The sequence below is a fragment of the Seonamhaeicola sp. genome (assembly GCF_028281565.1).
Classification (GTDB): domain Bacteria; phylum Bacteroidota; class Bacteroidia; order Flavobacteriales; family Flavobacteriaceae; genus Seonamhaeicola.
Genome location: NZ_JANQJQ010000005.1, coordinates 99,735 through 114,502 on the forward strand (window position 1 = coordinate 99,735; position 14,768 = coordinate 114,502).

Annotated in this window: 9 protein-coding genes and 1 CRISPR repeat array (1 of these 10 only partly in view); of the genes, 5 read left to right on the forward strand and 4 right to left on the reverse strand. The window is 39.0% G+C overall.

Features of this window, described 5'->3' with window-relative positions; all coding sequences use genetic code 11:
• A CRISPR array of direct repeats spans positions 1–1,258; the repeat unit is 36 nt; unit sequence ATCCATAAAATTAAGGAACTGAAAGCAATTCACAAC (it extends 599 nt beyond the left edge of the window).
• A 780-nt stretch (positions 1,259–2,038) separates the two neighbouring features.
• The 4 genes from Q0983_RS01470 to Q0983_RS01485 are packed head-to-tail and all read left to right on the forward strand — an operon-like array spanning position 2,039 to position 9,631.
• On the forward strand, positions 2,039–5,455 hold the full coding sequence (locus Q0983_RS01470) for a hypothetical protein (RefSeq protein ID WP_299547666.1): 3,417 nt from the start codon (positions 2,039–2,041) through the stop codon (positions 5,453–5,455).
• A gap of 4 nt (positions 5,456–5,459) precedes the next feature.
• Positions 5,460–6,731, forward strand: a complete 1,272-nt coding sequence (locus Q0983_RS01475; protein WP_299547669.1) for a gliding motility-associated C-terminal domain-containing protein — start codon at positions 5,460–5,462, stop codon at positions 6,729–6,731.
• A gap of 36 nt (positions 6,732–6,767) precedes the next feature.
• Positions 6,768–7,682, forward strand: a complete 915-nt coding sequence (locus tag Q0983_RS01480) for a type IX secretion system membrane protein PorP/SprF (RefSeq protein WP_299547672.1) — start codon at positions 6,768–6,770, stop codon at positions 7,680–7,682.
• A 29-nt stretch (positions 7,683–7,711) separates the two neighbouring features.
• Positions 7,712–9,631 (forward strand): OmpA family protein, encoded by a 1,920-nt coding sequence (locus tag Q0983_RS01485; RefSeq protein ID WP_299547675.1) that lies wholly within the window; start codon positions 7,712–7,714, stop codon positions 9,629–9,631.
• Positions 9,632–9,725: 94 nt separating this feature from the next.
• Here Q0983_RS01485 and Q0983_RS01490 read toward each other — a convergent pair whose 3' ends face one another.
• From Q0983_RS01490 to Q0983_RS01500, 3 genes are all read right to left on the reverse strand, one after another.
• Positions 9,726–10,565: an OmpA family protein gene (locus Q0983_RS01490; RefSeq protein WP_299547678.1), complete on the reverse strand. Its 840-nt coding sequence runs from the start codon at positions 10,563–10,565 to the stop codon at positions 9,726–9,728.
• Between the two features lie 104 nt (positions 10,566–10,669).
• Positions 10,670–11,659 (reverse strand): glycosyltransferase family 2 protein, encoded by a 990-nt coding sequence (locus Q0983_RS01495; RefSeq protein WP_299547681.1) that lies wholly within the window; start codon positions 11,657–11,659, stop codon positions 10,670–10,672.
• Positions 11,656–12,102 carry a type I restriction enzyme HsdR N-terminal domain-containing protein gene (locus Q0983_RS01500; protein ID WP_299547683.1) on the reverse strand — a complete coding sequence of 149 codons (447 nt, stop codon included), beginning with the start codon at positions 12,100–12,102 and terminating at the stop codon, positions 11,656–11,658. The genes Q0983_RS01495 and Q0983_RS01500 overlap by 4 nt, the downstream gene beginning before the upstream one ends.
• A gap of 129 nt (positions 12,103–12,231) precedes the next feature.
• Here Q0983_RS01500 and holA point away from each other — a divergent pair, with 129 nt between their 5' ends.
• Entirely contained in the window at positions 12,232–13,236 is a 1,005-nt protein-coding gene (gene holA / locus Q0983_RS01505) for a DNA polymerase III subunit delta (protein WP_299547686.1), read from the forward strand.
• Between the two features lie 4 nt (positions 13,237–13,240).
• Here holA and Q0983_RS01510 read toward each other — a convergent pair whose 3' ends face one another.
• Complete coding sequence (locus tag Q0983_RS01510; RefSeq protein ID WP_299547689.1) at positions 13,241–14,734, reverse strand: YfcC family protein; 1,494 nt, start codon at positions 14,732–14,734, stop codon at positions 13,241–13,243.
• Positions 14,735–14,768 lie beyond the last annotated feature (34 nt).

Genomic DNA, 14,768 nt, shown 5'->3' on the forward strand with positions numbered 1-14,768 from the left:
TGTGAATCATCCATAAAATTAAGGAACTGAAAGCAATTCACAACTGAAATTTGTTTCTTGAACTATCCCGAACCCCTGTGAATCATCCATAAAATTAAGGAACTGAAAGCAATTCACAACCTTATCGTATTAGGAATAACCTTCATTTATCCTGTGAATCATCCATAAAATTAAGGAACTGAAAGCAATTCACAACCCCACTGTCCTTTTTTCACTTTTGCCATTTCCTGTGAATCATCCATAAAATTAAGGAACTGAAAGCAATTCACAACGAAATTAGAAGAACAGGCTTTTGGAGAAACCCTGTGAATCATCCATAAAATTAAGGAACTGAAAGCAATTCACAACGATGTTCTGATACACCTTTAAAAAACTTGTCCTGTGAATCATCCATAAAATTAAGGAACTGAAAGCAATTCACAACATAGGTCTGTGAACTGTGTACCTGCATACTCCTGTGAATCATCCATAAAATTAAGGAACTGAAAGCAATTCACAACTGGTTTGTCAAAATATAATTTATCATCAGCCCTGTGAATCATCCATAAAATTAAGGAACTGAAAGCAATTCACAACAATGTCTTGTTGGGTCATGATGTTTAATTCCTGTGAATCATCCATAAAATTAAGGAACTGAAAGCAATTCACAACGATATGTGTATTTCTCCGTTAACTTTGTATCCTGTGAATCATCCATAAAATTAAGGAACTGAAAGCAATTCACAACCCACTCTCAAGAAGGACGATTATCAATTGTCCTGTGAATCATCCATAAAATTAAGGAACTGAAAGCAATTCACAACTAAAAACCTTATTTCACGTTGAGTGTTTCTCCTGTGAATCATCCATAAAATTAAGGAACTGAAAGCAATTCACAACTATGTTTCATAAACTTTTAATACACCGCAACCTGTGAATCATCCATAAAATTAAGGAACTGAAAGCAATTCACAACGCGGAGGGGTTCTTCTTAAATGGAACCGTCCCTGTGAATCATCCATAAAATTAAGGAACTGAAAGCAATTCACAACCAAGGTAATCAAGCCCTCTTAAAGTAGATTCCTGTGAATCATCCATAAAATTAAGGAACTGAAAGCAATTCACAACGGGTTCTTGTGCATAATCACCGCTAATGGCCTGTGAATTATCCATAAAATTAAGGAACTGAAAGCAATTCACAACTATTGCTTTGCAACACTAACAACAAATCTTCCTGTGAATCATCACTAAAATTAGTAAACTGAAATTTAAGTCACAAGCCATTATGTTTAGGCATTAGTAAGCTCGTTGCAAAGACCTGTGCCTGGGTAAAGAACAACCTCCGAAATTCAGTGTAGTTAAAGCAATTCATGATAAGAGGTATACAAAAAAGTGTACAAAATATCTTGTGATCATCCATAACCCTTCGAGTGCCTCAGAGCGAGTATTAAGGAGCTGAAATTTAAGTCACAAGTCATTAGTGTACAGACATTATTAAGCGCGTTGCAAGAATCTGAGCACACGTAAAGAGCAATCTCCGAAATTCAGCAAAACTAAAGCAATTCACAACATTGTTAACAAGTCTGTTGAAAACTTATTTCTCATGAATTATTCATAAAATAAAGGAACTGAAACCCGAAACAAAACAACTTAAATAAGGACTATAATATTAAAATATTGAATGTATTTTACTTAAAATCAAGTACTTATATTTATTGTTTATTGAGATATACAATGCCTAATTTTAAGGATAGCAAAAAATGAAATCAAAAAAGCGGCAGTTATAAAAAAAATATTATTTTAGCCACAGAGAATTCTCTCTCATTCTCTACACTCTGAAAGTTTTTTTAGAGTGTTCTCAGCCAAATATTTAATTTATTAAAACAAACCCCAACCTTTGTTTTAATTAAAAAAACAACAAGCATGTAACTGATGTGTACATGTATTGCTTGGCGTTTTTTTAAAAATTTCCAACACGTTTATATCCGCAGGGATACTATGGTGTGTTGAACTAAGACGAATTAACCAAAAAATGAATATTAACTTTAAATCTATCAATGTGAAAAAACTACTTGTTATTTCAGCGTTCCTGACTTTGGGAACAGTTTATGCTCAGGTTGGGGTTGGAACACCACTTCCTGATGAATCCGCTCAACTCGATGTGGTTGCAACCGATAAAGGGGTGTTAATCCCCAGGCTTGCATTAACCGGGTCTACAGACGCCTCTACCATAGCAAATGGTAACGTTACAAGCCTTTTAGTATTTAATACGGCCAGTAACGGTGACCTAACACCCGGGTATCATTATTGGGATGGTACCAAATGGCAGCGATTAACGAATATTGATGATGTTCTTAATCTGGAAGTCCTGACCACACTTGTTAATAATAATGACGGTACCTTTACCTATACCGACGAGGATGGTGTGGAATTTATTTTTGATGCCAATACCACCACTGTAACAAATGTCATAGCCGGTAACAGAATAGCCACGTTAACCGAAGCCAATGGAACAGCCACCGATATTAATGAAACCGTAACTACCTTTGTTGACAATGCGAACGGTACTATTACCTATACAGATGAAGCAGGTGTGGCTAACACTGTAAACAAATCCGATATCACAGATAACGGCGATGGTACTTACACCTTTACCAATAACGATGGCTCCGATGTAACTATCGATACGAACGGGATCGCTATTTCCAATGTGATCGCTGGGAACCTAATCGCTACAGTGACCGAAGCTGATGGTACTACGGTAGATATTGACGAGACTATTACCACTGTAACAGGAACAGTCAGCGGACACCTGATTGCTACCTACACTGCTGAGGGAGGAGCAACTACCGATATCAATGAGACTATAACCACCTTTGTGGACAATGCAGACGGTACTATTACCTTCACTGATGAATCAGGTACGGCCAACACTGTAAATAAGTCTGATATCACAGATAACGGCGATGGTACTTACACCTTTACCAATAATGATGGTTCCGATGTAACAATCGATACCAACGGGATCGCTATTTCCAATGTGATTAACGGGAACCTGATCGCTACAGTGACTGAGGCCGACGGTACTACAGTAGATATTGATGAAACCATTGCTACCTTTGTAGACAATGCAGACGGTACTATTACCTATACTGATGAAGGAGGTACAGCCAGAACAGTGAACAAGTCTGATATCACAGATAACGGTGACGGTACTTATACCTTTACCAATAACGATGGTTCCGATGTAACCATCGATACCAACGGGGTCGCTATTTCCAATGTGATCGCCGGTAACAGAATAGCTACCGTTACAGAGGCTGATGGTACTACGGTAGATATTGACGAGACCATTACTACCATAACGGGAACAGTTAGCGGAAACCTGATCGGTACCTATACTGCAGAGGGAGGCGCAACTACCAATATTAATGAAACCGTAGCTACCTTTGTAGACAATTCAGACGGTACTATTACCTATACCGATGAAGGAGGTACAGCCAGAACAGTGAACAAGTCTGATATCACAGATAACAGTGACGGTACTTATACCTTTACCAATAACGATGGTTCCGATGTAACGATCAACACCAACGGGATTGCCATTACCGATGTAATAGCCGGAAACCTGATTGCAACAATAACCGAAGCCGATGGAACCGTTACCGAAATTGATGAGACCATAGCCACATTTGTAGATAATGCGGATGGTACCATTACGTATACCGATGAGGGCGGGACAGCCAGAACGGTAAATAAATCAGACGTCACAGATAATGCAGACGGCACCTATACCTTTACCAATAACGATGGGACTGACGTAACGATCAACACCAACGGGATTGCCATTACCGATGTAATAGCCGGAAACCTCATTGCAACAATAACCGAAGCCGATGGAACCGTTACCGAAATTGACGAGACTATAACAAGCTTGGGTCAGAACAATGCCACCGGAGATATTACCTATACTGATGAAGATGGTGGTACTACCACCGTTGACGTCATCAGTACAAATGCGGGCAACCTGATCTCAGCAGGTACCGATGGCGGAGCCTTTGTGGATGCCGCCGGGTTAACAGGAGACGGCTCCATTACCTCAAATGATCTGACAGTAACCGGAGGCACCAATGCCACTTTAAACGACGTTACTCTGGACATTGCCGCCGGGGCCGTCGGAACCACCGAATTAGCAAATACTGCCGTAACCACAGCTAAAATTGCAGATTCGCAGGTGAACAGCGCCAAAATAGTCGATGGAACGATCACTAACAGTGATATTGCCAGTAATACAATTGAAGGTAGCAGGATATTGAACGCAACCATTGAGGCAGTAGACCTTGCCAATGATGCGGTTAGCCTGGCCAAATTGGCGAACGGTACCCTTGCTGGACAACTCATGAGATGGAATGGTACGGATTGGTTACTGGTTGCCGATACTTCGGTAGGTACAGATGACCAGACAGCCACCGAGGTAACGTATGACAACACTACTTCAGGGTTGACAGCCACTACCGTTCAGGCAGCAATAGATGAACTCAATACAAACAGTACCGACGATCAGAATATCGAGAACCTTGCTGTAAACAATCTAACAAATGTTCTTACTGTAGGGATAGAGGATGGAACTTCTCAAACAGTGGACCTTTCCCATTTGGATGATGCCGGAACCGATGATCAGAATATCGAGAGTCTTGCAGTAAACAATATTACAAATGTTCTTACTGTAGGTATAGAAGATGGAACTTCTCAAACAGTAGACCTTTCTCACCTTGATGATCCCGGTACGGACGACCAGAATATTAGTGGTTCCGGGCTTTCCGGTACTACCCTTACCATAGGTATCGAAGGTGGTACAAATGAGACTGTAGACCTTTCCAGCCTTGTAGGGACCGATGATCAGAATATCGCGAGCCTTGCGGTAAACAATCTAACGAATGTTCTTACTGTTGGAATAGAGAATGGTACTTCTCAGAGCGTTGACCTTTCTCACTTGGATGATGCAGGAACGGATGACCAGAATATCAGTGGTTCCGGACTTTCCGGTACTACCCTTACCATAGGTATTGAAGGCGGTACTTCCGAAACGGTAGACCTTTCCAGCTTACAGGATGGAACAGGAACAGATGATCAGACAGCAGCAGAGGTAAGTTATGATAATACTACTTCAGGTTTAAGTGCAGCAAATGTAAAGGCAGCAATAGACGAGTTGGTAAGTGAAGCAAATACAAAGCCTATTACATCTACTAATAGTAATATTACCCTGGATGCTTCTAATTATACGGTTGTAATTAATTCAGGAGCCACTACAGTAACATTACCAGTTGCCGCTGTTGCAAATCAAGGTAGAATTTATATTTTAATTAATAGTAGTGGGGGTGCTGTAACTGTAACAAATGGACCGAATGCTTCAATTGCAAATGGCGTGAGAGAATGGGTACAAAGTACTGGAACTGCTTGGATTAAAATAAACTAGTAGTATGCAAATACCAAAAATAATAGTCCAAAAAGGATGGAGTGCATTCCTGCTGCTTGCAGCGGCAGGGGTGGTCTCCCTACAAGCTCAAGTGAGTAATACGGGACAACTTGTAATCACCCCCGGTACCCAAGTCTCTACCCTAAGTGATTTTAATAACACGGCAACGGGCTCACTGATGAACGATGGTGAACTTTTCATCTATTCCAATTTTAATAATGACGGGCTGATATCGTTTGTTGATGCGGCAAACGACGGATTCACACGTTTTGAAGGTCTGGCGGTCCAGCAAATAACAGGTAGTGAAATTAGTGAATTTTACAATGTTTTATTTAATAATGGAACGGCACAAACAGCTTTCGAGTTAAGTGGCCATATAAGTGTTGTAAACGAAGCTGAGTTTAATTTTGGTGTCGTACGGACCGAAGGGTTTGGCGGTAGCATTATTTTTGAGCAGCTGGCCGATCATGTCAGTACATCCGATGATAGCCATGTGGACGGACTGGTACATAAAAGAGGTGATACCACATTTGATTTTCCTATTGGAGACAGCGGTTTTTACAGGAATGCAACCATTTCCGCACCGGATAACGCGACGGATATTTTTTCTTCCAGATACGTTCTGGAAAATAGTAATACCGCTTATCCTCATAGCTTAACAGCCGGTGTGATAGAATTAATAAACGATGCCGAATACTGGATACTCAATAGGGAGCAGGGTAATTCTGATGTCGTATTAACTTTAGGCTGGAGTGATGACACCACACCGGCAGCTATTTCTGCCAGTCCTACCTCGGCCATACATATTGTACGCTGGGATGCCGATGAAGGGTTTTGGGTGGATGAAGGCGGTATTGTGGATGACCTGAGCCAGACCGTTACAACCATAACAAATGTATCGGGCTATGGCGTCTATACATTGGCCAGGGTAGAGGAAGAGCTGGTATTGCCCGGAGGCGTGGTAATTTACAACGGTTTATCACCTAACGGAGATGGTGACAACGATTTCTTCTTAATTGATGGTTTGGAAAGACATCCGGATAATACCGTGCAGATTTTCAATCGTTGGGGTGCTAAAGTTTTCGAAACGTCGGGTTATAATAATTCTGATAATGTTTTTGATGGTACCTCCAGGGGCTCATTAACAATAAGTAAAAATGAGCAACTTCCAACGGGTACGTATTTCTATATTATTAATTACACGGCAGGGGTAGGAAGCACGTCCCAGGCTGTTAAAAAGGCAGGATACCTGTATATAAATAAAGATGATCATTAAATCTCTGTTTAATATCATTAGTTTAAAATTAAAAACATGAAAAATATAAAATATATATTGATAGGTATCGTGCTTATATGTCAGTATACGGCAAGGGCCCAACAAGACCCTCAGTATACACAATACATGTATAACACGGCCTCTTTTAACCCTGCTTATGCTGGTAGTAATAATACACTTAATTTTAATTTATTACACCGCACACAATGGGTTGGCCTGGATGGCGCACCAAAAACACAGGTGTTCACTTTTAGCACACCAATGAAGAGTAATAACGCCCTGGGTTTGACTGTTATTAATGATGAGATTGGGCCGTCAGAAGAACTTTATGTCTCAGCGGCTATGTCTTATGTACTTCCAATTAGCAAAGATGTTGACTTTGCATTTGGTATCAGTGCCGGGTTACATTCGTTACAAGTGGATTATACAAAGTTAAACACCTTTGATCCCATTGATGATCAGTTTCAGGTAAATGTAAATCGTCTGGCACCGCAAATAGGTTTGGGTAGCTTTATTTATTCCCATAATTGGTATGTAGGTGCATCAGTACCTAATATGCTGCGTACGGAACACTATGACCAAGTAGCAGTGTCTACGGCTTCAGAACGTTTGCACTTCTATTTAATTGGAGGCTATGTCTTTCAGTTAAATGACCGTTTAAAATTCAAACCGGCTACATTGGTTAAAGTGGTTTCCGGAGCGCCATTGGCTTACGACTTATCTGCTAACTTTTTACTGAACGATACCTTTACGTTGGGGGCTTCTTACCGCTTAAATGCTGCGGTGAGTGCCTTGGCAGGTTTTCAGATCTCCAGGAACCTAATGATTGGTTATGCCTATGATTTTGGTACTACCGAGTTGGTCCGCTATAATTCGGGGTCCCATGAAGTATTTCTGAGGTTTCAGATCTCCAACGCAGTAAAAGGCAGGACATCACCCCGCTTTTTCTAAATGAAGTGGACATTTAATATTAAGATCAGATGAAAAAACGATTTATCAAATTATTATTTAGTGCACTGCTATTGGCAGGCCTAATAAGTTACGGACAAACAAGGAAACTAAATAAAGCGAATAAACAATACGACGGTTTCGCTTATATAGATGCTGCAGCAATTTATTTGCAGGTAGCAGAGTCTGGGTACCAATCTGAAGAGCTATTTCAGAAACTTGGAAACACCTATTATTTTAAGGCTAATTATCAGGAGGCGGCAAGATGGTATAAGGCGCTTTTTGCATTAAATAATGGTGGCTCTGAGTTTGAATACTTTCTCAGATATTCACAATCTTTAAAAGCTTTAGGCTTAGAAAAGGAAGCTGAGCGTATGTTTGATACCTATTTAAATAAATCAGGAGTCCTCAGCGATGAGTTTTCTTCGTCCTTAGATTACTTAACCATCATAAGGGAAAATAGTAATAGGTATGACATTGAACCTTTACCATTAAATTCTGAAGGTACGGATTATGGAGGGTTCCTATATGAGGATACATTTTATTTCGCTTCAACCCGAAACCTAAAGCACAGGCCTGCAATTGACGCCTGGAATAAGGAGCCTTTTTTAGATATTTATAGCGTTGCCTATAATAGAGAGGGAAAAACGTACGGTGAGGTTGAACCGGTTGAGGGAGACGTAAACACCAAATTTCATGAGTCTTCCGCGGCCATTACAAGTGATGGTAAGACATTATACTTTACCAGGACGAACAATACCCCTAGAATCAAGAAAAGTAAAAAAGAAAAGGTTCAACTAAAGATTTACAGGGCCACCAAGGTAGACGGTGAATGGACTAATATAGAAGATTTGTCTATTAATGGAGACAATTATTCCAATGCGCATCCTGCTTTAAGCCCGGATGATAAAGTATTGTACTTTGCATCCGACATGCCTGCTTCTATTGGACAAACCGATATTTTTTCGGTTGCCATAAATGAAAATGGATCTTTGGGGAAACCCATAAATTTAGGGCCGGAAATAAATACCAGGGGAAGGGAATCTTTTCCGTTTATTACAAATGGCTATGAGCTTTATTTTTCTTCGGATGGGCACTTTGGTCTTGGAGGCTATGATGTCTTTTATATGGATCTGAAAAAACAGGGCATGCAATTACTTAATGTGGGAGGACCGGTCAATGGGCCGGCAGATGATTTTGCTTTTTCTATCAATACAGAAGATAAAACAGGTTTTTTTAGTTCCAACAGAGACCAGATAGACAATATTTTTAGCTTTAAGGAAACAAAGCCGATAAGTCAACTGTTAGAGGCCTCTTTAAGTGGTAAAATTACTAATGAAGAATCAGCAGACCCTATAGCGAACGCTACCATAGAGATAATAAATAAAGATACCGGCTTGTCCGAAACAATAAAAAGCGACGAAAACGGACGGTATATGGCCATTATCAACAAGTTTGAACCCCATACTGTTAGGATAAGTAAAAAAGGGTATGATACAACAGATAAATTTATTGGCAAAGGACAGGATAGTTATCAGGCGGATTTTCAGTTGACGCGTAACGTGTTTGAATTAAGTGAGAATGCAGATTTGGCTAAAATGCTAAACATCCAGCACATATATTTTGATTTTGATAGTGCTGTGATCAGGGATGATGCCAGGGTGGAATTGGAAAAGGTCGTTGCGGCCATGCAGCAACACGCCAATTTACAAGTAGATGTGCGTTCATATACCGATAGTAGAGCCGATGATGCGTATAACCTACTTCTTTCTGACAAAAGGGCGAAAGCAACCATAGATTATTTGGTTAGCAGAGGTATTAATGAAGATAGGCTTAGCGGAAAAGGCTATGGCGAAACGCAACTATTGAATAATTGTGATAATAACACAAAATGTTCAGACGCCGAACATCAGAAGAATAGAAGAAGTGAATTTATTATATCTGCTATATAATTTTGTTATAGTCAGAAATTGATTGATAGCGACTTGAAGATAAAAAAGCTCAACCTTAGGTTGAGCTTTTTTATTTTTTTATTTGAAGTGCTGATTAGTTACCAGCGGCAGAAAGGTTTTTCATTTCTTTTTCAATCATGTCATAGAACTGATCGATTTTTGGTAATACAACAACACGTGTACGTCTGTTCTTAGCTCTGTTTTCGGCAGTATCGTTATCTACTAAAGGTACAAATTCTGCACGACCGGCAGCAATAAGTTGTTTAGGGTTCACACCTAATTCCTGTAGCACTCTGATGATAGATGTAGAACGCTTAACACTTAAATCCCAGTTATCCAATAAAGGCTCTTTTCTGTAAGACACATTATCAGTATGACCTTCGATCATAGCTTCAAAATCCGGCTTGCTGTTTATAACTTTAGCTACTTTGGCAAGTACGTCCTTAGCTTGAGACGTTACATTATAACTACCGCTTTTAAACAATAATTTATCTGCAATAGAAATAAATACAACACCTTTTTCTACACTAACCTCAATATCCGGGTCGTTAATTCCAACCTCACGTTTTAAGCTGGTTACCAAAGCTAAAGTAACACTGTCTTTTTTGGTAATGGCATCCTGTAAACGCGTAATTTTAAGATCTTTCTCCTGAAGGCTTTCAAGCGTTTTTTCTATACTGCTTGCACTTTTAGAAGATATGATTTGTAAATTGTCAATTTGCTTTTTTAAGCCGTCTACCTGACCTTCCAGAACTTCTGCTTTAGCTGTTGCCGAGGCCTTTTCTTCTAAACAAGAGTTTAATTTAACGGTTGCAGAATTTAATAAATCTTGAGTTTCTTTTTGTTTTTCCTGTAGCGCGGTGAATTCTTTTTTAGAAACACATGAGCTTAACACTAATAATGATGATAAGCTGAATAATAAAAGTTTTTTCATAATGGATTATAAGAAAATTACGGATTAATTTATTTAGTTGATTGTGCAAAAATATGCAAAAAACCACTTAATTTACTAATGTTAACAAAACTTTTGCTAAGTATTTATAAACTGTGGTAATTGGTCTTGTTATTTACGAAATAATCAATCACAATGGATGTTCTTTGATAATATTTTATCCTGTTTTCTACAGATTTTCGCTTTTTTAATAATAGTCTTAAATTATTGTAGAAACTGAAATGTGCCTTTATGACGGCAAATGTGTGCCTGGGCTTGAATTCTAACAAAAACTTTATACCGGCAATACCATCTAAAATGAGTCGAATAAAAACGAGTGGAAACAAAGCCCCTTTGGCATTTTTAGTTAAGGCGAATAAACTATTTCTGAAATTGAGAAATGTCTTTTTGGGGTTCGTGTTTTTTAAGGTGGCACCACCCACATGATACACTTTTGAAGTACCGGTATACTTAACAAAGTAACCTGAGTTTTTAGCACGCCAGCAAAGGTCTATTTCTTCCATGTGAGCAAAAAAGGTTTCGTCAAATCCGTTAAGTTCATGGAATACCCGGTTTCTTATAAATAGACAAGCTCCGGATGCCCAAAAAATAGCGGCGTTATTATTGTATTGTCCGGTGTCCTTTTCCAGGGTGTTAAAAATTCTGCCACGGCAATAGGGATAGCCATATTTATCAATAAACCCACCTGCGGCCCCGGCGTATTCAAAATAGTCCTTTCGTTTGAAGTCTAATAATTTTGGCTGAATAATAGCGGTGTTTGGTTCTGCCTTAAAAATTTCAATGACAGGAGCTAACCAGTTTTCAGTAACCTCAATATCACTGTTGAGCAAACAAAAAACATCTTCGTTTAAATCTTTTAAAGCATCATTGTAACCTTTGGCATAACCGCCGTTTTCTTTATTTTGAATGATCCGGACCGAGGGATAGTTTGATTTAACAAAAGCTACTGAATCGTCAGTGGAAGCATTATCGGCAACATAAACAGTAGCTTCCTTAGAGTGTGCTATAACCGAAGGTAAAAACTGTGCTAACAAGTTTTTACCATTCCAGTTTAATATGACTACGGCTATGTTCATTTAGAGTACTCAGGAATATCTTTTAAAAAATTATAACGCTCATTTTCAAAATCCATTTGGCAATAATAATGATTTAATCCGTTAGTTACCATTAAATAGCTGGCATTTAAAACCAGGTTATATCGTGCAATTTGATCAAATGTGGTTTGATTGATAGCAACTTTTGGAGCTTTGCATTCAACAATTAAATGAATGCTGCCATCGGTATTAAAAATAACAATATCATAGCGTTTTTTTAAGTCATTAACGGTCAGTTCTTTCTCAACATTGATCAACGAGTTAGGATATTTTTTTTCATGAATCAGGTACTGAACACAATGCTGACGCACCCACTCTTCAGGTTGGAGAACCACGAACTTTTTACGGATGCCATCGAAAATAGAAACTTTATTTTCGTTATTTTTGAATCGAAACGAATATGTAGGGAAATTTAGTTTTTGCACCACACAAATTTAGAATTATAATGTCACTTCGAGTGATTTTCGAAAGAAAATATTATCGGGAAGTTCCGGATACTTCGTTCTTTTAAAGAACATAACTCGAACTGACAACACCAATAAAATATTGAGCCTTTGGACGAAGTCAAACAATTAGTAACCGATATCAAAAATAAAAACCTGAAACCCATTTATTTTTTAATGGGCGAAGAACCATACTATATCGATAAGATCTCGGATTTTATTGAAGATAATGTGCTGGCAGAAGAAGAACGGGGGTTTAACCAAATGGTTTTGTATGGGCGCGATGTGTCTGTTGAAGATATAGTTGGAAACGCCAAACGATTTCCGATGATGGCAGAACATCAGGTGGTTATTGTAAAAGAAGCCCAGGATTTATCGCGTACCATAGAGAAGTTGGCTGCCTACGCAGAAAATCCGCAACCCACAACGGTTTTAGTGGTTAATTATAAGTACAAGAAAATTGACAAACGAAAGGCCCTGTATAAAATCCTTAAGAAAACCGGTGTTGTTTATGAAAGCAAAAAACTATACGAAAACCAGGTAGCTGACTGGATACGCCGGGTTTTATCACCCAAAGGCTATACCATTTCACCTAAAGCTGCCCAAATGCTTGTAGAGTTTTTGGGAACCGATCTGAGTAAGATTAATAATGAGCTGGAAAAACTTCAAATTATCTTATCCAAAGGCACTCAAATTTCGCCGGAGCATATTGAAGAAAACATTGGTATCAGTAAAGACTTTAACAATTTTGAATTACGCAAAGCCATTGGAGAAAAGAACGCAGTTAAGGCCTACAGAATAGTCAATTACTTTGCTGAAAATCCAAAGGACAATCCTATGGTAGTTACGGTGTCATTGTTGTTTAACTTCTTTTCACAGTTACTTCATTTTCACGGATTAAACGATAAATCCCCCAGAAATGTGGCGTCGGCTCTAAGAGTAAACCCATACTTTGTGAATGAGTATATCACCGCAGCAAAAAATTATCCCATGCGAAAAGTAAGTGCGGTGGTTGCTACGTTGCGCAGGTTTGACGTGAAGAGTAAAGGCGTTGGTGCCAATGCCGTTCCGCAAGGAGACCTGTTAAAAGAATTGCTTTCAAATATTCTAAACTAGTTAGCTACAAATAAACGGAAACTGTTAATACCAGCATGGTGAAAATGACCAGGATAATGACCAAAGGCATAACAAACTTCAACCATTTGTCATAACCCACTTTTACGATAGCCAATGATGCTAAGATCAATCCGGTTGGGTTAATAAAAGCAAATAAGCCCATGCCGTATTGATAGGCATTTACAATCAACTCTCTGCCAATGCCAACACCATCGGCCAGGGGTGACATTATTGGCATGGTTAAAACGGCCATGCCTGAGGACGATGGAATAAAAAACGATAACCCCCCGTAAATGTATAGCATGGCATTAATGAACAGGCCTTTATTCATATCGTTTGTAGCGGTACTGGCATAATATAACATGGTGTCACTTATTTGGCCGTCGTCCATGAGTACTGAAACCCCTCTTGCAATTCCAATAATAATAGCTACTCCTAATAAGTCACCGGCACCTTTTACAAAGGTTTCAACAAAAGTATATTCTTTAATTTGTCCGATGATTCCAATCAAAATAGCACCAACGAAAAAGACAGCTATCATTTCTTCAAACCACCAGCCTAAAAGAGATACACCGGCCACCATCACTATAAAGCACAAGGCGAATACAACTAATATAGCTATTAATTGAGAGGTGAGCTTTTTAGATGCGCTAATGTTATTTTTAAATAAAGATTCTATGGCTTCCTTTTGGTCATAGATCACAGATCTTGTCGGGTCGTTTTTTACGCGTTTTGCATATCTTAAAATATATAGGATACAAGTAGCCAATCCAATGGCCCACATAACAATTCTCGCGGTTAAACCGGTTGTCCAGTTAATGCCTGCAGCATCAGAAGCGATAATGGCGCTGAACGGATTTACCGTAGAACACATGGTACCAATCGAGGAGCCTATATAAATACAGGCCAGAGCCACCATAGCATCATATTTGGCAGCTAAGAAAATCGGGATCAAAATAGGGTAGAAGGCAATGGTTTCTTCAGCAAGTCCGAACGTTGTTCCGCCAACAGCAATAAGCATTGTAACCAGAATAATTAAAATATATTCATGGCCCCTTAAGGTGGCTGCAAGCCATGAGATACCGGCATCAAAGGCCCCGGTATGGTTCATGATGCCTATAAGGCCTCCAATAAATAGCACCAGGAAAATAATATCAGAAGCTTTAATAATACCTTTTATAGGTGACTTAATAAAGGCTATAAGGCCTTGCGGCGTTGCTGCTACCTTTTTATAGGTATTGGGTATACTAATGGGTTTCCAAATATCACCATTGGTGAATTTTTCCAAAGGAATTTTAATTTCGAGTGTATTTAAAGTTTCCTGGGAGGCTTCTAAAGTTTTGGTTTGGTCCAAACTGGTTCTGACAAAATGATCTTCGGCTTTATTATAGGTTAAGGTATCAAATTTACCTGACGGAACCAACCAGGTAAGAACAGCTGTTAAAGCGGCAATACTAAGTAAAATGGTTTGTGCAGTAGGAAACTTTAATTTTTTCACACGTTTCAATCTAAAAAATTTTTATTTCCACCGA

Excerpts from the sequence above, each read along its gene's own strand:
- Q0983_RS01495 (WP_299547681.1), bottom strand. The coding sequence starts at position 11,659 with ATGAACATAGCCGTAGTCATATTAAACTGGAATGGTAAAAACTTGTTA.
- Q0983_RS01485 (WP_299547675.1), top strand. The coding sequence starts at position 7,712 with ATGAAAAAACGATTTATCAAATTATTATTTAGTGCACTGCTATTGGCA.
- Q0983_RS01475 (WP_299547669.1), top strand. The coding sequence starts at position 5,460 with ATGCAAATACCAAAAATAATAGTCCAAAAAGGATGGAGTGCATTCCTG.
- Q0983_RS01490 (WP_299547678.1), bottom strand. The coding sequence starts at position 10,565 with ATGAAAAAACTTTTATTATTCAGCTTATCATCATTATTAGTGTTAAGC.
- Q0983_RS01480 (WP_299547672.1), top strand. The coding sequence starts at position 6,768 with ATGAAAAATATAAAATATATATTGATAGGTATCGTGCTTATATGTCAG.